Raw genomic sequence first — 20,169 nt, forward strand, 5'->3', positions numbered from 1 at the left:
GCAAATGTCTTTCTGGAGCCTCGCGGGTTGCCGGGAGCGGACCAGCTGCGATAGGGTGAGTGTCCTGTCCCGCGATCGACCCGCGTGGTTTGTTCGAAGGCCGCTACCGGGAGTTGCTGAGCCACTTCACGGTCATCAGCGCGACAGACGGAAACCACGGAACAGGTCTGGCTGCATCCATCGTGTGATGGTCCAAGTGCGACGTCTGAAAATCTGACACCGGGAAGTCAGAAGGTCTGCCAATTGTCGTTGCCGGCGCCAACTGGCTCGGCGACCTGCTTCCTGGCTGCAACCGCCACACTTGGCGAACTGTTTTTGACTGCAGCGAGTCAAGCGTCAAGTACTAGCTGGCAGCGACGAATGCAACGGCCTTACCGGTCATCGAGTCATGCCCATGGTGATGCACTGCGTGATCGAGCAGTCCCTGTATGCTGCCGCGTGTTTCCGTGGGGCTCGCGCGGAATTTGAAACCGGAGCTTTGCAGATACTGCGCGCCATAACCCTTGAGCCGTGAAAAATAGGCCACTCCACTGTTATACGTCGCGCGATCGACTACCTCTCTCCCACTTTCGTTTTCGTCTCTGAACAGATTGACCAGTGTCATCAGGCTGCCGCAAATGCCAGTGTTGAGCGTGAGCATGGGAATCAGCGGACTGGCGTCGCATCCTTCCTGGAAGAAGGCCGTGAACCTGTCGACGTCGTGGATGATCCCGCCTTTGTCTGGGTCCATGTTCGGTTGAAACTCGAGGCCGCGCGGACCAGGATCGCGCGTGGCAAGTTCTCGTTCCTCAAGATAGAACTCTCGGGCCTTAACAAGAAATGTGTGAATCTTGCTCTGCTCCCACAACCGGAATGCGAATTTCACCAGCCATTCCACGCCCGTGACGATGGCTGATACCAGGCTGCCGGCACCCGGCAAGAAAGAACTGAGCGCCATTGATACCGCACCCTTCAGGGTGGTCCACAGGCCCTGAAAAACGCCCTTTTGCATTTCGCCTTCTAGCGATGCCGCGATCAGTTCGGGATGGCCCGCGTTGAGCTGGATTCGGCGTCGCTCGAGCCAGGCTCCCACTTTTTCCGCTGCCGCGCGCAAGGTCTTGACGATGCCCGCACCGAGATCCATCGCAGCGCCGACGAACGGCGCCGCGCTTGCGAGACACTGCGTCACAACAATCTTGATCAACGATCGGACGATACCGCCGGACAGCGTGAATGTGGAAGCCGAAGCACCGAGCAGAGCATTCTTGATTTTCTCGAATGCCCAGGTAACGGCGCTTTCTATTTCCCGGCGCAGATTGTTGAGTGTCTCCGTAATGGTAACGACGGCCGCGCCGGCTACCGTGGCGGGTAGCATCCACGGGTTGAGGAACAGCGCAGGGTCGTCCTTGATCATCTCAAAACCGGCCTTGGTGGTCGGATAAGTCCACGTGACCTTCGACTTGATCGGGCCACTGCTGGTATTGTCCATAGCGGGCCTGACAGTGCCTGACGGCGACCACCGACGCTCTCTGCCGAGCGGTTGACTGATGCCGAACGTCTCGTCGATCGTTTTGCCTGCCTTCGGTAGTGTTTTGACGGCCGTTGAAGAAGCGCTGACGATCGCCTGTGCAGAAACCGGATGTCCTCCGATATCCACATGCCTGCTCGCCTGACTGACGCTGTCCAGATGGTTCACGTTCGCTGCGAATCCGGCGCCTATTGCGCCGCCTACAGCCGCCACGCCCTCGAGAGCAATGTTGAAGCAGTTCATGTCGATTTCGATATTGCCCAACAGATAGAGCACGCCGTAGCGCGAGTGGGGAATATCGAATGAGCGGATTCTATTGCGTGCAGCACTTGCCGACGGTTGTGCGGGCGCGACGCTCTTGGCTTCTCTGTAGATGTACTCCATCAGTCCGCCGCTTTCGCTGTTACGCGAAACCTTGGACCAGTCGCCGCCTTTCTCGGCCAGGTAGTCGTCTAACGCGTCGCGCAATGTGGCGGCCTTGAGAGCATCGAAGCGTGCCGTACACCAGGCGGCGTACGCCACGTCGACACGACTGGTGCTCGCGCCGCGCGATCTGAATGTCAGCGCCGTGCGCCGGATCCATTCGCTCGCATTGACGACTACCAATGGTCCTTTTGCGCCCATTTCCTTCCCCGTATCGCGTTTGTTGATCTACCCGATTGTTGGCAGCAGTATAGCTGCGACGTTTTTATAGCGGATGATCATTCGCTGCATTATTTTGCTCCGTCGCGGGAGCACATGTTGAGAGCCTGCAGGCGACTCATCACGCAGCCTTGCTGAGCTCACGCATCAGTTCTCGTACCCAGCGGCGCTGATAGTCGGTGAGATGGCGTGATTCAAAGAGGGCGTCGAGCCGATTCTGCCGGTAAGTCGTGGTGGCAGGAATGCGACCGAAAACGAACACTCTCATGACACGACTGAGATGTGTGATCTCTTGTTCGACGAGCGGGTTCGGATACACCTCTTTTGCGTCCTCGTGGCGACGTGCGCGATGTAAAAAGTTGGCGCCGCGAACAATACACGGACGGTCGCGCGACAGCAATCACTTGCGTATCGTCGTTTTCCCTGAGCGGATCACGACGTCCCGGACACACAGTGCTGCCGTTGATGTGAAGCAGGGCATTCGGCAGTCTGTCACGGATCCAGACTGAGCCACCAGTTCGCGGAAAAACCAAATCTAATTCTGTTTGATGATCTTACTTGTCTATTCGGTCAGGAATATAAAAATCGTGAGTAAATTCAAGCGATTGATCTCATCGCGTAGTCGAAAAATGGTCGCCCGAAGCATACGGATGAGTAATGCGTAACCGCATCTATTAAATGAATCTAGAAAATCCCGTACTCCGGATGCCTGTTTCTTCAGGATCCTTGCATCAGTTTCGTTCGCGATGAAAGGCACGGATTACCAGGTATTACCTAAAGTGGGCGTGCAAGTGGTGGTTGGCGAGCACTAACCATTTGCCGTACGTTCGTACTTTTTATTTCGCTTGCAACCACGACAAATATGACACTGACACTAGACACAGTCGCCGTTAATCCAGTGAAAAAAATCTCTCTCTCGCACTCGAAAACTCGTCTTGTAGCTGAAAAAAAGCTGTGGTTTAATCCTGCCTGATTAAAAAGCAGGTGAACAAGTACCGATCGTGCTTTAGTTCACTACAGCTTTAAAAGAAGTTCCGGTTTCTTTCAGTATGGCCAACTACTCCTGACCAAGGTAGTGCTTCTGGCCAGGAAGAAATCGCGGGGGCGAGCGCCATTACTACTGCTACCGGCGCTCGATACGGCAGCCTTCCATCCCGAAAGGCGCGCCCGGCCCGTCGTTGTGGGTAGCCTGATTCAAAGAATATTAAAGAAGGGCGCCCGGGTTGACGACATCCTGTCAGCGGGGTCTGCACGCACATAGGCTGCGAATGCGTTCCCGCGCTCTTCGAATCAAATTTGCAAGGTGCCCATCGCTCGCGGGCTATGCGAGCGAGTTGTTTCTTAAACACACTCGTGCTTTTCCGGAGAGGTTCATGTCGAACAGTTTGCAGAAATGGGTGGGACGCAATCGTCCGCCGCGCGTCCAGATTACTTACGACGTAGAAGTCGGCGACGCAGTCGAGAAGCGCGAGCTTCCGCTGGTGGTCGGTTTGCTTGCCGACCTGTCGGGTCAACCCGAAACGCCGCTTCCCAAGCTCAAGGAGCGTCGACTGGTCGAGATCGACCGCGACAATTTCGACGAGATCATGGGCAAGATTGCGCCGCGTCTCGATCTGTCCGTCGCGGACACGCTAAAAGGCGAAGGCAATATCAAGGTCGAACTGAAGTTCGAGAAGTTCGAAGATTTTCATCCGGAAAGTATCGTCAAACAGGTGCCGCGTCTGGCAAAGCTGCTTGAAGCGCGTCAACAACTGCGCGATCTGCTCGCCAAGCTCGACGGCAACGACGAGCTCGATTCGATGCTCGAGCGCATCGTGCAGAACAGTGAGGAACTGAAGAAAGTTCAAAGTCAGGCGCATGCCAGCGACGCTCCCGCTGCTGCTTCGGCAGCACCCGCGGCAGCAGAGGCAGCAGCCGAGCCGGCCGCGCCCGCCGAGGACACGCCTGCGGCCTGAAGGCAGCGGACAGAAGCCTGATTTGCCCTTCCTTGTGGGCGCAACGAACTTTCAAAGGTGATTCAGATGGCAAGCAACACTGCGGCCGGTGCGGCCGCGCGCGAAACACAGACGCTCGAAGCCTCGGGCGCGGAACTGAGCCTGCTCGAGCGCATCGTTCATGAAGGCAACATGGCCGTCGAGCCGTCGCAAAGCACGTACGCCAAGAAGCTGATCGGCCAGCTCGCGTCGCAGATTCTCGACGAAGGCATGCGCACGAGCCCGGACAAGAGCGTCGTCGCGATGATCAACGAACGCGTCGCTGAAATCGACAAGCTGCTGTCGGACCAGCTCAACGCGATCATGCATGAAGAAGCGTTCCAGGAACTCGAAGCATCGTGGACGGGCCTGCATGACATGGTGTACGGCACGGAAACGGGGCCGCAGCTGAAGCTGCGTCTGCTGAACGTGACGAAGAAGGAACTGCTCAAAGACCTGGAAACGGCTGTCGATCACGACATGAGCACGCTCTTCAAGAAGGTCTATGAAGAGGAATACGGTACATTCGGCGGCGCGCCGTACTCGCTGCTGATCGGCGATTACTCGTTTGGCCGTCATCCGCAGGATATCGCGCTGCTCGAGCGTATTTCGAAGGTGGCAGCCGCTGCGCATGCACCGTTTATCGCGTCCGCATCGCCGAGCCTGTTCGATCTGAAATCGTTCACGGATCTTGGCGTCACGCGCGATCTGTCGAAGACCTTCGAGAGCGCAGAACTCGCCGCATGGCGCAGCTTCCGCGATTCGGAAGATTCGCGTTATGTGTCGCTGGTGCTGCCTTCGTATGCTGCGCGTCTGCCGTATGGCGCGAAGACGAAGCCGGTCGAGAACTTCAACTTCGAAGAAGATGTCGACGGCACCGACCACGGCAAGTATCTGTGGGCGAACTCGGCTTACCAGCTGGGCCTGCGTATTACCGACGCATTTGCGAAGTACAGCTGGTCGACGGCGATCCGCGGCGTGGAAGGCGGCGGCAAGGTCGAGAACATGGTGGCGCACACGTACAAGACGGGCGAAGGCGATATCGTCCTCAAGTGCCCGACGGAAGTGACGATCACCGATCGCCGCGAAAAGGAACTGAACGATCTCGGCTTTATCGCGCTGGTGAATTCGAAGGGCTCGAACTTCGCGACTTTCTTCGGTGGCCAGACGACCAATCGCCCGAAGGTGTACAACAAGGACGCCGCCAACGCGAACGCGCAACTGTCCGCGCGTCTGCCGTACGTGCTCGCCGCATCGCGCTTTGCTCACTACATGAAAGTGATCATGCGCGACAAGGTTGGCAGCTTCCAGTCGCGCAGCGACATCGAGGCGTATCTGAACAACTGGATCGCCGATTACGTGCTGATCAACCCGTCGGCATCGCACGCACAAAAGGCGCGTTTCCCGCTCGGCGAAGGGCGTGTCGACGTCACGGAAGTGCCGGGCAAGCCGGGTGCATACCGCGCGACCTGTTTCCTGAAGCCGCATTTCCAGATGGAAGAACTGACCGCGTCGATTCGTCTCGTCGCGGAACTGCCGGCAGCGGCAGCCTGATGATCCGTCACGCGCGGCCTCGCGCCGCGCGACACAGCAAATACGTCACCTATTGATAAGAGAGATTCATGGATACCGTTCTTCTTAAGATCAAGGACATCAAGGGCAATTCGACGCTCGACGGTGCGACAGATCAGATCGTGCTGTACTCGTATTCGATCGGCGTATCGATCTCGATGAACCGCGACGTCGGCAACACGGAACGCACGATGGGCCGCCCGAGCTTCCAGGAATTCAGCCTGAGCAAGGCCACCGATCAGGCCACGCCGGCGCTGTATTCCGCTTGCGCTGCCGGCACCAAGCTCGGCGATGCAACGATTTCTATCGGCCGCAACGAGAACGGCAAGTTCATGTCGCTGCTCACGTACACGCTGAGCGACGCAATGATTTCGTCGATCACGACGAGCGGCGGCGGCGAGTCGGCGGATACCTTCCAGATCAACTACTCGAAGATCACGACGGTGTACACGCAGCAGAACGTCGACTCGACGAAGAAGGGCACGGCTTCGTTCGGCTGGGATCTGTCGAAGAACATTTCGGCGCCGCCGTCGGCCTGATCATCGTGGATGCGCCGGGATCCGGCGCTAAAGCTTCATCATCAGCGTTACCTGGAGTCATCGCGCAATGCCGGCAATCGTCAGCGGTTCATCGATGCCACTGTTCGACCGCCTCGCCGCCAGCGGCGAGGCGCAGCTCTCAGGCGCCGATGCGCTGCGAGAGTCGGTTGCGCGCGAGCTCGGCAGATTGCTCAATACGCGCTCGCGTCTGACGTTCGAACAATTTGCCGTTTGCGACGGCACCGTACTCGACTACGGCGTGCCGGACTTTTCCGAAAGGTCGTTGCATTCCGGTTCTGACCGGGATGCGATTGCCGATGTCGTCAAACGCGCGATCACGCTGTTCGAACCGCGCCTCGCCAACGTTACCGTGGGCTTTGTGTTTCCATCCGATCACGCGACGCACGCTGTGCTGACCATCGACGCGCAATTGCGTGCTGGTAGCAACGTCGCGCACGTCGCTTTCGAACTGGCGACAGACGGTCTAACCGTCAGCGATGCCCGCAGCGCGGTTGAGAGCTGACATGGCGCCCGACGACATCCTTCAGTACTACAAGCGCGAACTTTCGTACCTGCGTCTGCAAGGTGCGGACTTCGCTCGCCGTTACCCGAAGATCGCATCGCGGCTCGCGCTGCATGGCACAGAATCGCTCGATCCGCACACGGAGCGGCTGATCGAAGCGACGGCCTTCCTTGCCGCGCGGGTTCACCGCGATCTCGATCAGGAATTTCCGCAGGTTGCATCGGCGTTGCTCGACAACGTGTGTCCATCGCTCGTGCAGCCCGTGCCGTCGATGACGATCGCGCAGTTCGATCTCGATCCGACCCAGGGCAAGGTCACAGCCGGGTTTCTGGTGCCGCGTCACACGGGCCTGCAGGCTCACACGGAAACGGGTGAGACGTGCCGTTTCCGCACAGCGTGGGACACGGTGCTGTGGCCGCTGAAGATCAGTCACGCCGCGTTCGGCGACGATTCGACGCTGCGCCTCACGCTCGAATGCGCGCCCGGCGTGGACTTCTCCGAACTCGAACTGAAGCAGTTGCGCATCCACCTCCACGGCGACTGGATGGTGACGATGCCGCTGTATGAATTGCTGGTGTCGGGCGTGGCGGACGTTTCCGTTCGACCCGAAGGCCGCGCAGCCGCAACGCTGCTGCCAGCACGCGCGTGGCGCGAAGTGGGTTACGCGGAAGCCGACGATGTCTTGCCGCGCCCGCCGAACGCACAGCCGGCTTACTCGCTGATGCAGGAGTACTTCGCCTTTCCGCGCAAGTTTCATTTCTTCGATCTGCATCATCTGGAAGGGCGGCTTGGAACAGGACGCCGCTGCGAGATCGTGTTTCATCTCGATCGCGCGCCGCGCGGCCTCGGGATGCTGCGTGCCGAACATTTTCAGCTTGGCAGCACGCCGATCGTGAATCTGTTCTCGCAGACGAGCGAGCCGATCGTCGTCGACCATCGGCACTATGAATACCGGCTCGTCGCCGACCAGCGGCGCGAGTCGATGACGGAAATTCATTCGATCGCGTCCGTCGTCGCGTCGGACCCATCGTCGGACCGGGTGACGACGGTGCCGTGTTTTGCCGCCATCGATCACGTCGACGCGAACGCCGGCACCGTGTTCTGGTCGGCGCGGCGCGAACACAGTCTGCGCGAAAACGTGCCCGGCACCGACATGTTCCTGAGTTTCGTCGATGCCACCAACACGCAGTCCGATCCGTGCGCGCCCGTGATCTACGCGAACGTGCTGTGCACGAACCGGCGGCTGGCGGAACACGTGCCCGTCGGCGCACGCATGATGGTCGAGAAGGTGTCGCAAAACACGCGCGTGCGCTGTCTTTATGAGCCGACCGCGCAGCGCAGTCCATCGCTTGGAAGCGAGACGCTATGGCGGCTGATTTCGCTGCTCACGCTCAACTATCACTCGCTGGTGAGCGGCGCGACGGGGCGGGCGCAATTGCAGGAGATGTTGCGGCTATTCGCCTCCGATGGTACGCGCGAGCAGGACCAGATTCGCGGTATCCGCAGCGTCGAAGCGCGCAGCGTCACCGCGCATGTCGGCACTGACGCGTGGCGCGGCTACTGTCGCGGCACCGAGGTCACCGTCGAGTTCGATCCCGAGACCTTCGTGGGCGGCTCGCCTTTGCTGATGGGCGCCGTGCTCGCGCGTTTCTTCGCGATGTACACGTCGGTCAATTCTTTTGTGCGGCTGGTCGTGCGCCGTGGAGACGAGATATGGAAGCAATGGGAGCCGATGACGGGCTGCCAGCAGCTGCTCTGATCGCCCGTCTCAAGGCGAATCCGCAGAGCTTCGATCTGTTCCAGGCGATCAGTCTGCTGGAACGGACTGCGCCATGGGCGCGGCCGCTTGGACGCGGCAATGGGCTCGGCGAGGCAGTGCGTCTCGTCGGCCACGTTTCGCTCGCGTTCGAGCCAAGCGATATCCGCAGCGTGCGGGAACATGCCGGGTCGCCCGACGGCGATCACGCCGATGTTGCAGACGCACGGGGGCACGCATCGCACGATCTGCACGCCAGCTACACGGTGACGACGCCCGTGCTCACGCTGGCAGGCGCGAACGGTCCGCTGCCGATGGCCTATACGGAACTGGTGCTGGCGCGGCGCGCTCAACGCGACACGGCGACCGCGGACCTGCTTGATATCTTCAACCATCGCTTTCTGTCGTTCCTCTATCGCAGCCGCAAGAAGCACGCGCCGGGACTGAACTGGCGTTCGCCGCACGGCTCCGCACTCGCGGCGGCGCTCGATGCGCTGAGCAACCTCGGCCTGCGCGCGGGTTCCAACAGTACACACCACGGTCCACACGGCGAGCATCTATGGATGCGCCATGCGGGCCTGCTCGGCGCCGCGCCGCGTTCGATGACCGGCTTGTGCACGCTGCTTGCCGACCGCCTCGGTCTGAAGGTGCGCGGTGCGCAGTTCGTCGGTGGCTGGCGCGAGATCGATGCCGCCGATTCGCTGCGTCTCGCACGCGGCGGTTCGCGCGCGCCGCGTCTGGGCGGCGCGGCGGTGCTTGGGCGCCGCACGTGGGACGAAGCGAATGGCATCCGCATCGAATTTCCCGAACTGACGAAGGCGCGCTTCGAAGCGCTGCTGCCCGGCGGCCGCGATCACGCGATGGCCGCATGGCTCATCAGGTCGTATCTGCAGCAGGACTTCGATGTGCAGTTCGTGCTGCATCTCGCGCCGCAACGCGTCGATTGCGCGGCGGGCGGGTTGCGCGCGGCACGGCTCGGCTGGACTTCCTGGCTGGGCGGCACGAATCACGACACTCACACGCCCAAGCCGGTGCGCCTCGCCATGCGCGAAGCCGCCGTGCCCGCGTCGACGAATCTCTGAGAACCACGCGCATGGACATCGATATCCGCACCCTGTTGAGCCGGCTCAATCCGGAATGCAAGCTTGCGATGGAACAGGCCGCGCAACTGTGCGTGCGTCAGACGCATTACAACGTCGACGTCGAGCATCTGCTGTTGACGCTGCTCGAATCCGACGCGCCGGACCTGCGCGCAATTCTTACGCACTTCGGCATCAAAGCCGAAACGCTCACCGCGCAACTTCAGAAGGCCGTCGATTTTTTCAAGCGCGGCAATGGACGCACGCCCGCGCTATCGCCGAATTTTTCGCCGCTGTTCCAGGAAGCGTGGCTGCTGAGTTCGATGCTGCTCGGCGAACAGCAGATCCGTTCCGGCACGCTGGTGCTGGCACTGCTGGAAGTCGACAGCCTGCGCGGCATGCTGCTCGAGTCCGCGCCGGCCTTGCTGAATATTCCACGTGCGAGTTTGCGCGAGCGGCTCAGTGCCGTACTCGCAGGTTCGGCGGAAGATGCCGGCGGCGCGCAGGCGGGTTCGCCGGTCGCGCCGGAAGCAGGACACACCGGTGCAACGCCCGCTGCAGCGCCGCAAGCGCAAGCCGCGATGCCTTCCATGGCGCAAGGCGGCGCGAACCAGGGCCGCAAGACCGCGCTCGATCAATACACCGTGGATCTCACGGGCCTCGCGCGTGAAGGCAAGATCGACCCGATTCGCGGACGCGATGCCGAAATCCGGCAACTGATCGACGTGCTGCTGCGCCGCCGTCAGAACAACCCGATCCTGACGGGCGAGGCGGGCGTCGGCAAGACGGCGGTCGTCGAAGGCTTCGCGCAGCGTATCGTGCAAGGCGACGTGCCGCCCGCGCTGACCAATGTGTCCGTCCGTTCGCTCGATCTTGCGCTGTTGCAGGCGGGCGCCGGCGTGAAGGGCGAGTTCGAGAACCGGCTCAAGTCGGTGATCGCGGAAGTCAAGGCATCGGCGGTGCCGGTGATTCTTTTCATCGACGAAGCGCATCAGCTGATTGGCGCAGGCGGCAGCGAAGGTCAGGGCGACGCGGCCAACCTGCTCAAGCCGGCGCTCGCACGCGGCGAACTGCGCACGATTGCCGCCACGACATGGGCCGAATACAAGAAGTACGTGGAGCGCGATCCGGCGCTGGCGCGGCGCTTCCAGGTCGTCAAGGTCGAAGAGCCGAGCGAACCCGTCGCGATCGAAATGCTGCGCGGCATGGTGCAGAAGCTCGAAGAGCATCACGGTGTCGAGATTCTCGACGAAGCCGTGCGCGATGCCGTGAAGCTCTCGCATCGTTATATCTCCGGGCGGCAGTTGCCGGACAAGGCGATCAGCGTGCTCGATACCGCCTGCGCGCGTGTCGCGATTGGTCAAAACGGCTTGCCCGAAGAGATCGAAGCGCTGGGCCGCTCGCTCGATACCGCCGAAAACCAGCTTCGTATCGCGCGTCACGAGGCCGCGATGGGTGCCGAGCGCGCCGATGCTATCGCCGCGATCACGAAGCAGCTCGAAGACGAACGCGCGCAGCATTCGCGTCTCACCGAAAAACTGTCGACGGAAAAGCGCGCGGTGGAAGAGGTGCTCGCGTGGCGCAAGAAGATTCGCGGCTATCTTGCGGATCAGGGCGGTACGGGCGAGCCCGAAGAAGGCGAATCGCTGACAGCAAATCTGTCGCGGCTGGAGAAAGGGCTAGAAGCCGTGCAGAACGACGAGCCGATGGTCCCCGTGTGCGTCGATTCCGAAACCGTCGCGAAGGTGATATCCGGTTGGACGGGCATCCCTGTCGGCCGGATGCTCGCCGACGAACTGCATACGGTGCTTTACCTTCAGGACAAGCTTGCCGAACGCGTCGTCGGCCAGGACGAAGCGCTCGATGCGATCGCGCGCCGTGTGCGCACGTTCCGCGCCGATCTCGATGATCCGGGCAAACCGGTCGGCGTGTTCCTGCTCGTCGGGCCGAGCGGCGTCGGCAAGACTGAGACGGCATTTGCGCTTGCGGATCTGCTGTACGGCGGCGAGCGCAACATGATCACGGTCAATATGTCCGAGTTCCAGGAGGCGCATAGCGTCTCGGGGCTGAAGGGCGCGCCGCCGGGTTATGTCGGCTACGGCCGCGGCGGCGTACTGACGGAAGCGGTGCGCCGCCGCCCGTACAGCGTCGTGCTGCTCGACGAAATGGAGAAGGCGCACCCGGACGTGCTGGAATTGTTCTTTCAGGTGTTCGACAAGGGCGTGATGGAAGACGGCGAAGGTGTCGCCATCGACTTCAAGAACACGCTGATCCTGCTCACGTCGAACGCGGCGCAGGACGTGATTACGGAAGCCTCGCGCGGTGGCCGTCGCCCGGTGCCCGAAGAGCTGATCGAGAAGCTGCGTCCCGCGCTGCTCCGGCAGTTCAGCCCGGCGTTTCTCGGGCGGCTCGTGCTGGTGCCGTACTACCACCTCGGCGACGCGCAGATCAACGCGATCGTCAATCTGAAGCTCGAACGGCTCGCGCAGCGCTTTACGCGCAACCATCTCGCGCAGCTGACCTGGGACGTGGATCTCGCCACGCTGATCGCGCAGCGCTGCAAGGAAGTGGACAGCGGTGCGCGCAATGTCGACCACATTCTCACGCAGTCGGTCCTGCCGGAGCTGGCGCGACAGGTGCTCGAGAGAATCTCGATCTCGGAGCCGTTTGGCGGCGTGCATCTCGCGCTGGGCGCGACGGGCGACATCGAGTTCCGCTTCCTGCCGAAGGAGGCGTAAGCGCATGTCCACTGTGCCCAGCCAGGCGAACTGCTTTGCATCCGTCTCGACACCGTTCGGGACGGACGTGCTGCTGCTCGACGGTTTCGGCGGACGTGAAGCCATATCGGAGCTATATCACTTCGATCTGCGCATGCGCTCGACCAACAAGGCGCTCGATCCGCAGCAGATCGTCGGCAAGAGCGTGACGGTGACGCTGAAAGATCACACCGGCGCCACGCGCTATTTCAACGGCATCGTCACGCGTTTCGCGCATTCGGGCGCGGACGTGCAATACGGCTTCTATTCCGCCGAACTGGCGCCGCGCCTGTGGCTGCTGACGCTCGGTCAGGATCGCGTCATCTGGCAAAACCAGAGCGCGCTCGACATCATCAAGCAGGTGCTGGGCACCTTTGGCGTGATCTTCGAGGACCGCATGAAGCACGCTGGCAACTATCTGGTGCGCGAGTATTGCGTCCAGTACGACGAGAGCGCGTTCCGGTTCATCTCACGACTGATGGAAGAGGAAGGCATCTTCTACTTCTTCTCGTTTGCGGACGGCGCGCACACGATGGTGCTGGCGGACGATCCATCCGCACACGAAGCGACGACGGCAGGCACGCTCTATTTCGCACCCGATTCGGGCATCGGTCCGCAGGTGCAGCGACTGAGCGCATTCGAAATGTCGCGCGGCGTCGTGGCAGGCGAGCATATCGTCAGCGACTACGACTACACGCAGGCGGCCACGTTGCTGTCGTCGTTGAAAGGCACGTCGAGCATTCCGACCGGGTCGCGCTTCACGTTTCCCGGCAAATACGTCGCGGCGTCGCACGGCGACCAGATCGCCGGGACGCTGCTCCAGGCGCACAACGTCGCGCAGCAGACCGGGCACGGTGAAGGTGGCTACTATGGCCTCACGGCAGGCACCACCTTCACGTTGAGCGGCCATCCCGACAGCTCGCTCAATGTCAGCTATGTCGTGCGTGCCGTGCGCCACACGGCCTCGAACCTGATGTATGGCAACGAGTTCGACGTCTTTCCTGCCACCGTGCCGTTTCGCGCGCCGCTCGTGACGCCAAGGCCCGTCGTGTCGGGTACGCACACGGCAAAAGTGGTCGGCCCGTCGGACGAAGAGATCTGGACCGACGCCCAGGGGCGCATCAAGCTCAAGTTCTACTGGGATCGCACGCCCGATGCCAACCAGAACAGCTCGTGCTGGGTTCGCGTCGCGCAGGCATCGGCGGGGCCGGGCTGGGGACATCTGTTTCTGCCACGCACTGGCGAAGAGGTCGTGGTCAGCTACGTCGACGGCGATCCCGACCGCCCGCTCGTGACGGGCTGTGTTTACAACGGCACAAACGCGGTGCCTGTGACCTTGCCGTCGATGCAGACGCAAAGCGTGATCCGCTCCCGTTCGTCGAAAGGCGGCACGGCCGGCAATGAAATCCGCATGGAAGACAAGCTCAATTCCGAGGAGCTTTATGTCCATGCACAGAAGGACATGACAGTCGAGATCGAGAACGCGCTTTCCACCACGGTCAAGGCAGGCGCGGAAACGCACGTGGTGCAGAAGGGCGATCGCAGTATCGAGGTCAGCGAAGGCAAGGAGACGCATACCGTCAAGGGCACGCGCACGGTCGACGTGACGGGCGATGAAACCCACACGAACCACGCGGCATTCACGCACAACATCAGCGGCGATCACACGCACAAGATCGAGGGCAACTACACGCTGAAAGTGGACGGCAATCTTGTGATCGAAGTCACCGGCTCGATCAGCATCAAGGCGGGGACGTCGCTGGCGAGCGAGGCGGGCACCTCGCACGCGAGCAAGGCGGGCACGACGCTCAGCAACGAAGGCATGACGGTTTCGCACAAGGCCTCGGCGACGCAGACGGTCGACGGCGGTGGCCAGCTCGCGCTCAAGGGCGGCATCGTCCAGCTCAACTGAGAACGCCCATGTCGACATCAACGCTTGCCGCCAGTGTGCCGCCGGGTACGGTCGAGGTCGAAACCGTGCTGGTCGAGACGCGTGACGCGGACGGCAACCTGATCAACCGTGCGTCGCTGGCTCATGGCGTGCCGCATGGCGAAACGGTCAATTACGCGCCGAACGGCACGGTTCTCTCGCGCGCGAACTACGTGCACGGCCTGCTCGACGGCAGTCTGCGCATTTTCGACGCACAAGGCCAGCTGGTGCAGGACGCTCAGTATCGCAAGGGCAAGCTCGACGGCGTCACATCTTTGTATCAAGCCGGACGCCTTGCGAGCCGTAATCACTATGTGAGCGGGTCACTGCACGGCGAGAGCGCGACTTTTGCACCTTCGGGGCTCGTCACGTCGCAGTTGACGTACGAGGCGGGAAAGCTGGAGCGCGAAGCCGTGTTCATGCACGACGGCGTCGTGGTGAAGCGGGCGCGCTACAGCAAGGGCAAGCTCGAAGGGGAGACGCGCGAATATGCCGCCAACGGGGCGCTGGTTCAGAGTTCGCCCTATCAGGCGGACCTGCTGCACGGCACCGTGCGCCGCTTTGCACCGGACGGCGCGGTGATGCAGGAACGGCTCTACCGGCAGGGTAAGCCGGAAGGCGACTGGCAAGCTCCCGCTACGGGCACGCCGCAGGTGGGCGGCGCGCGCGGACCACGCCTTGTCAAGAATCTGGAAAAGTGGGTCAGAGGATAAAGGCAGAGGGCAAGAGGCAGATATGGGGATTCAGGTTACTTCGGGCACCACGCTGCAATGCAGTTTCGGCGTCGCGCCGTCGGCATTGCAGGTGCTGCCCGCCAACCGGGTGATGTGCGGCGCGCCGGCGGCCAACATCATGGACTGTGCGCCGATGGTCAACATCATGCCGTTCGGACAATGCAGTTCGATGGCCAACCCGATGGTGGCCGCCGCGACGGCCGCCGCACTGGGCGTGCTCACGCCGATGCCGTGCATTCCCGTGACGCCCGCGCCGTGGGCGCCCGGTTCGCCGACGGTGCTGATCGGCTCGATGCCGGCGCTGCAGAACTCGTCGAAGCTGACCTGCGCGTGGGGCGGCGTGATCCAGGTCGTCGCGCCGGCGCAGTTCACCACGATGACCGCCTGAGCGCGAGGAGACCATGCAATACGTTTTTTCGATGACTTCGCGGATGGTGACGATTGCCATCGCCTGTGCCGTTCTGCTGTGCATGCTTCTGTTTCTGCTCGGTGTGGAAATCGGCGCGCGCATGAATCATTCGTCGCTCACGACGGAAACGGCCGCCTATGACGCGCGCGTAGCGCCGCCCGTCGCCGCGCCTCCCGCTGCCGTTGCGCAACCGTCATCGCCGGCTGCTGCCGACATGGCCGCGCTTCCCGCTTCTTCGACTCTTTGAGACTGGTAATTTCATGTCGTGTTCTCTTCTCACCCCCGTCCGCAACGACGCACGCAGCGTGATGCATGGTTTTCGGCGCACGCTTGGCAACTGCCTCACGGGCGTTGCGTTGCTGGTTGCAGGCGTGACGGCTCAAAGCGCTTTCGCTGCAACACCGCAGCCCGTTGGTGCGCCCGCCGCCTCGGCACCTGCCAGCGCGCCGGTTGTCACGTCGACGGGTCTCGTGCAGATGCCGGACGGCCGGCTGCTTGCGCCCGAGTTCGCACGGATCATCGGTCGGGGGGAACTCGTGGTAGCCGTTCTCTCGGTCGATCAGCCGCCGTTCTTTGAAGAGCATGACGGCAAGCTCACCGGGCTCGATATCGATCTCGCCCGCGAAATGGCGGCCAAGCTCCACGTCAAGGTGCGATTCAACCGCGACGCACACACGTTCGACGACACCGTGAGCCTGCTCGCGAAAGGGCAGGCCGATATCGCAGTCAGCAAACTCTCGCGCACGTTGTCGCGCGCGACGGTGATTGCCTTCAGCACGCCCTATTTGCGTCTGAAACGTGCGCTGCTGCTCAACCGCGTGAAATTCGCACAACTCGCGCACGGCCGCTCCGTTCCGGAAGTTGTGCGCTCTTATGACAGCACCATCGGCGTGGTGGCGAATTCGTCTTACGCGGGTTACGTGGTCAACAACTTCCCGCACGCGCAGGTGCGCAGCTACGCGACCTGGGAAGATGTGCTCAAGGCTCTCAACGCCGGGGACGTCACTGCGGCCTATCGCGACGAATTCGAAGTGAAGCGGGTACTCAAGGTTGACCCCACGGCGTCGCTGCGTTTGCGCGTCGTGACGCTGCAGGATCTCGAAGACACGCTTGCGATTGGCGTCAACGTGAACGAGCCGGCGCTGCTTTCGTTCGTCAACCAGTTCCTTGCTGATCGCAGCACGAAGCTGGACGTCAGCACCGTCCTGCAAGCTGCAGATCACTAATCAAATAGCGCGAAAAAGAGACCAGAACAATGAACTCCAGCAGGATCTATGCATTCGTGCTCAACCCGTGGGTCGTCATCGGCAGTCTTGCGCTCGGTGGCGCCTTCGGGCTGTTTGCACCCGAGGCGTCGCAGAAGCTCGGCTTTCTGGGCGACATCTACGTCGATCTGCTGAAGATGACGACCTTGCCGTTCATGATCTCGGCAGTGATCTTCAGTCTGCAGCGACTGTTTCGTGACGGCGGCACCTCGCGCCTGCTGATGCGTGTAGTCACGGTATTTCTCGGCGCATCAGTCACGGTTGCGGTGGTTGGCGCAATCGTGCTGCTGATCATGCATCCCGGCGCGAACATTTCGACGGCCACGATGCAGACGTTCGGCCTGATGGTGGGCAGCGACGCTTCGTCGAGCGACACGGTAATGAACCTGTATGGCGCCGATGTGCCGCAAAAGACGCTCAATTTCTCCGACGTCCTGACCAGCCTCGTGCCGACCAACATCTTCGCTGCGCTCGCCAACGGTGACGCACTGAAGGCGCTGGTCTTCGCGCTGCTGTTCGGTCTGGCCGTGGGGCGGGTGCCGGAGCGTATTTCCGTGGGACTCAGCCAGTCGCTGGAAACGATTTACCACGCTTGCCAGAAGCTGATGCACTGGCTGAGCTACGCGCTGCCGCTCATTCTGTTCTGCATGAGCGCGGCGCAACTGGGCAAGTCGGGCGTCGGTCCGTTGCACGCGATGCTGCAATTCGTTCTGGCATTTTTCGTGACCTCGGCGCTTCTGCTGGTGCTCGCGGCAGTCATCATCTGGAAGCGTTCGACACATAGCCTCGGCAAGACGCTCGACGCATTGCGCGCGCCTTTCGCACTCGCGCTCGCTACCCGCAATAGCGCGGCGTGCATGCCGAGCATGATCGAAAGTCTCGTCGATAACCTTGGCTTCGCCCGTTCGCGCGTCGAACTGCTCGTGCCGCTGACGATCTCCCTGTTGCGCGTCGGCCCGATGGTCTACTACGTGTGCGCGACGCTTTTCATCGCCCAACTGTACGGCCATTCGCTCGGCGTAGTCGAGGTCGTCACTGTTCTGCTTGCATCGGTTCTGGCGGGATTCGCGTCAGCGGGCATGACGGGACTCGTTACCGTTTCGCTGGTGGGTATGACCTGCTCCTATCTGCGACTGCCGTTCGAAGCGGCATTCATCCTGTTCCTTGCTGTCGATCCCATTTGCGACATGTTGCGCACGCTGATTCTCGTGATCGGCAATGCGGCCGCCGTTTCCGTCATCTGTCCTCGTCCGCTGAAGATCTAGGACCCGCCATGGCACTCATCGGCATTCTTGGCGGCATGGGCCGCTTGCGACCGTGGACTTTATGGACAAGGTCGTGCGGCTGACGGAAGCGAGTCGCGACCAGGAGCATCTGCCGCTCCTCGTGGCGAACCTTCCGCACATAGAAGACCGTTCGAGCGCGATTCTCGACGATGGTGCTGATCCTCTGCCGGCGCTGCTCGCGGGCATCGACATGCTGAACAGGAACAGCGTCGCGTTGATCGCGATTCCGTGCAATTCGGCGCACCACTGGTATGCGCAAATTCGCGCGCACAGTGCTGCCCCTGTGCTGAATATCGCTGAGATCTGCGTGGCTGCGGTGCCGTCCACGGCTCGGCGCGTCGCCGTACTTGCGACGGGCGGCGCGCTGATGTCTGGTTTCTATCAGCGAGCGCTCGCCGAACGCGACATCGAACCCGTCACGCCGGACGAGACAATGCAACCGCTCGTCGCGGCCTGCATCGACGAAGTGAAGTCCGGAGATCTTGATGCCGCCGCGGCACATCTTGAGCGTGCTCTCAAGATGCTCGCGGAACAAGGCGTAACGATGGCGCTTATGGCCTGTACGGAAATCCCGCTGGCAGCACAGCGAATCGCCGCGTTGCCAATCGCGCTGATCGACAGTTCACTCGAACTGGCTCGCGCAACGGTCAAATACGCGTGCGAGCGTGGCTGGAACCGTCCGCAATGAAAACGCTTCGCACGCTCTCGCAAAGCACGCTTGGCCTTATCGTCTGCCTGGCGGTGGGCGGCCTGTGCGGTGTGTTTGCCGAGCCCGTTGGACAATTCGCGTATTTCGTTGGCCAGCTGTATCTGTCAGTCGTCAACATGGCGGCGATCCCGCTATTGGTCGTGGCAACATTTTTCGGATTGCGGCAGGTCATCGCGTTGCCGAAGCCGCGCACGCGGGTCGGCACGATCGTTGGTCTTGCGCTCGGGCTCGTAGTGGTCAGCGCGATCGTCGGCACGCTGCTGGGCGTGCTCATCAAGCCGGGCGAGCACCTGTCCGCGGCCGCGCATGCGCACCTTGGCGAACTCGTGCTCAAGAGCGCCAGCGATGCGGAAGAAGTGCGCGTGACGCTGTTCGACCACGGCGGCAGCAGCGATGACGCAGCGCCTGGCGTGCTCAGCATCGCCGATATTTTCCCGGACAACTTTTATCGCGCGCTCGCGGAAGGCCGCTCGCTCGGCATCCTGACGGGCACGCTCCTGTTTGGCATGGCGTTCGCCGCGCTCTCGCGCGAGAAAACGAAGATGCTGAGCAATGTGTTCGAAGGCGTGTATCGCTCGCTCGAAACGATCATTGCGCATGCGAACCTGCTGATTCCTGTCCTCGTGCTTGGCGTTGCCGCCAATCTGACGTCGCACACGCAAAGCGCCACGCTCGATGCAATGAGCAGCCTGCTGCTGTGCTTCGCCGTGTCCACGATTGTGCTTTCGACCGTGGCAGTCGGCACGATCGCCGCGCGCGCGGGACAGCCATTTTTGCGCGTACTCGGCAGCCTGAAAGCGCCGCTGCTGATCGGCCTCACATCGGGCAGCGCCACGGCGCCTATTCCCCACACCATCGAAGCAATGAGCGAGCGCCTCGGATTCAGCCGTGGCGTCGTCGAACTGGTCGTGCCGTTCGGCTCGGTGTTCGTCCGGGCGGGCTCGGCGCTGTACTACACGCTGGCGACGGTGTTCGTCGCCAATCTCTACGAACGGACACTTGGACCGGGTGAAATCGTGGTGATCTGCGCGGCGTCTGTGATCGCCGCGTTCGTCTCGGCCGGGCAGAACGGTGTCGCGACGGTCGGCTATACGGGACTGGTGCTGTCGCTGCTGAATCTGCCTGTCGAGGCCGCAGGCATTCTCCTCGTTACGGTCGATCTGATCTGTGAGGGACCGCGCAACGTATTGAGCCTGCTTTCGGTGTGCACGGTGATCGCGCTCGTCTCGGCGGGATTGCCTTCGGAACGGGTGGCCGCCATCGATACGCGCGGCGCAGTCGTCGAATTGAACCCGGTGTTGCGCTTCACTTTCACGCGCGGGCAGCTCGTGCTTGCCGTGGGCTGCGTGATGATGGTGGCGTCGCTGATCGTGGTGATGGGAATTGGAGTGGGAGCGAGATGATCAACGTTGGGATGTGCTTATTCACGCGCGACTGGACGCGCTCATGCAGGCGGCTGGCGAAGGGCACGACGGGGCTCCTCGCAGCG

General features: G+C 61.7%; 16 protein-coding genes and 1 pseudogene. 15 read left to right on the forward strand and 2 right to left on the reverse strand.

All coding sequences use genetic code 11. The features are described from left to right. Window positions 1-343 precede the first annotated feature (343 nt). Together H1204_RS44320 and H1204_RS44325 are read right to left on the reverse strand one after the other, a co-directional pair. Window positions 344-2,131, reverse strand: coding sequence for a hypothetical protein (locus tag H1204_RS44320; protein WP_180735330.1), 1,788 nt, complete (start codon window positions 2,129-2,131; stop codon window positions 344-346). A 139-nt stretch (window positions 2,132-2,270) separates the two neighbouring features. Beyond that, window positions 2,271-2,549, reverse strand: coding sequence for a hypothetical protein (locus H1204_RS44325; protein WP_243469009.1), 279 nt, complete (start codon window positions 2,547-2,549; stop codon window positions 2,271-2,273). A gap of 973 nt (window positions 2,550-3,522) precedes the next feature. Here H1204_RS44325 and tssB point away from each other — a divergent pair. The 15 genes and pseudogenes from tssB to H1204_RS44400 all read left to right on the forward strand — a co-directional run bounded on the left by tssB (window position 3,523) and on the right by H1204_RS44400 (window position 20,083). Next, the gene (tssB, locus tag H1204_RS44330) at window positions 3,523-4,104 is read left to right on the forward strand and encodes a type VI secretion system contractile sheath small subunit (protein ID WP_180735331.1); all 582 of its coding nucleotides are present in this window, start codon (window positions 3,523-3,525) and stop codon (window positions 4,102-4,104) included. Between the two features lie 66 nt (window positions 4,105-4,170). Further along, a complete protein-coding gene (gene tssC, locus H1204_RS44335) occupies window positions 4,171-5,676 on the forward strand; it encodes a type VI secretion system contractile sheath large subunit (RefSeq protein ID WP_180735332.1) in 1,506 nt (501 codons plus the stop codon). 68 nt (window positions 5,677-5,744) lie between these two features. Further along, window positions 5,745-6,233, forward strand: coding sequence for a type VI secretion system tube protein Hcp (locus H1204_RS44340; protein ID WP_180735333.1), 489 nt, complete (start codon window positions 5,745-5,747; stop codon window positions 6,231-6,233). A 67-nt stretch (window positions 6,234-6,300) separates the two neighbouring features. Next, window positions 6,301-6,756 carry a type VI secretion system baseplate subunit TssE gene (gene tssE / locus H1204_RS44345; protein ID WP_180735334.1) on the forward strand — a complete coding sequence of 152 codons (456 nt, stop codon included), beginning with the start codon at window positions 6,301-6,303 and terminating at the stop codon, window positions 6,754-6,756. A gap of 1 nt (window position 6,757) precedes the next feature. Then, a complete protein-coding gene (tssF, locus tag H1204_RS44350) occupies window positions 6,758-8,515 on the forward strand; it encodes a type VI secretion system baseplate subunit TssF (RefSeq protein ID WP_180735335.1) in 1,758 nt (585 codons plus the stop codon). After that, window positions 8,470-9,594: a type VI secretion system baseplate subunit TssG gene (gene tssG, locus H1204_RS44355; RefSeq protein WP_180735336.1), complete on the forward strand. Its 1,125-nt coding sequence runs from the start codon at window positions 8,470-8,472 to the stop codon at window positions 9,592-9,594. The genes tssF and tssG overlap by 46 nt, the downstream gene beginning before the upstream one ends. An 11-nt stretch (window positions 9,595-9,605) precedes the next feature. Next, window positions 9,606-12,329, forward strand: coding sequence for a type VI secretion system ATPase TssH (gene tssH / locus H1204_RS44360; RefSeq protein ID WP_180735337.1), 2,724 nt, complete (start codon window positions 9,606-9,608; stop codon window positions 12,327-12,329). A 4-nt stretch (window positions 12,330-12,333) separates the two neighbouring features. After that, entirely contained in the window at window positions 12,334-14,259 is a 1,926-nt protein-coding gene (gene tssI / locus H1204_RS44365) for a type VI secretion system tip protein TssI/VgrG (RefSeq protein WP_180735338.1), read from the forward strand. A gap of 8 nt (window positions 14,260-14,267) precedes the next feature. Further along, window positions 14,268-14,990 carry a toxin-antitoxin system YwqK family antitoxin gene (locus H1204_RS44370; RefSeq protein WP_180735339.1) on the forward strand — a complete coding sequence of 241 codons (723 nt, stop codon included), beginning with the start codon at window positions 14,268-14,270 and terminating at the stop codon, window positions 14,988-14,990. Window positions 14,991-15,012: 22 nt separating this feature from the next. After that, entirely contained in the window at window positions 15,013-15,399 is a 387-nt protein-coding gene (locus tag H1204_RS44375) for a DUF4280 domain-containing protein (RefSeq protein WP_180735340.1), read from the forward strand. 13 nt (window positions 15,400-15,412) lie between these two features. Continuing rightward, the gene (locus H1204_RS44380; RefSeq protein WP_180735341.1) at window positions 15,413-15,667 is read left to right on the forward strand and encodes a hypothetical protein; all 255 of its coding nucleotides are present in this window, start codon (window positions 15,413-15,415) and stop codon (window positions 15,665-15,667) included. A gap of 61 nt (window positions 15,668-15,728) precedes the next feature. Further along, the gene (locus tag H1204_RS44385) at window positions 15,729-16,646 is read left to right on the forward strand and encodes an ABC transporter substrate-binding protein (RefSeq protein ID WP_180736323.1); all 918 of its coding nucleotides are present in this window, start codon (window positions 15,729-15,731) and stop codon (window positions 16,644-16,646) included. Between the two features lie 29 nt (window positions 16,647-16,675). Further along, complete coding sequence (locus H1204_RS44390) at window positions 16,676-17,950, forward strand: cation:dicarboxylase symporter family transporter (RefSeq protein WP_180735342.1); 1,275 nt, start codon at window positions 16,676-16,678, stop codon at window positions 17,948-17,950. 8 nt (window positions 17,951-17,958) lie between these two features. Further along, window positions 17,959-18,659: pseudogene (locus H1204_RS44395) on the forward strand (amino acid racemase). After that, the gene (locus tag H1204_RS44400; RefSeq protein ID WP_180735343.1) at window positions 18,656-20,083 is read left to right on the forward strand and encodes a cation:dicarboxylase symporter family transporter; all 1,428 of its coding nucleotides are present in this window, start codon (window positions 18,656-18,658) and stop codon (window positions 20,081-20,083) included. The pseudogene H1204_RS44395 and the gene H1204_RS44400 overlap by 4 nt, the downstream one beginning before the upstream one ends. The last annotated feature ends 86 nt before the right edge of the window (window positions 20,084-20,169 follow it).

The organism is Paraburkholderia sp. PGU19 (assembly GCF_013426915.1).
Classification (GTDB): domain Bacteria; phylum Pseudomonadota; class Gammaproteobacteria; order Burkholderiales; family Burkholderiaceae; genus Paraburkholderia.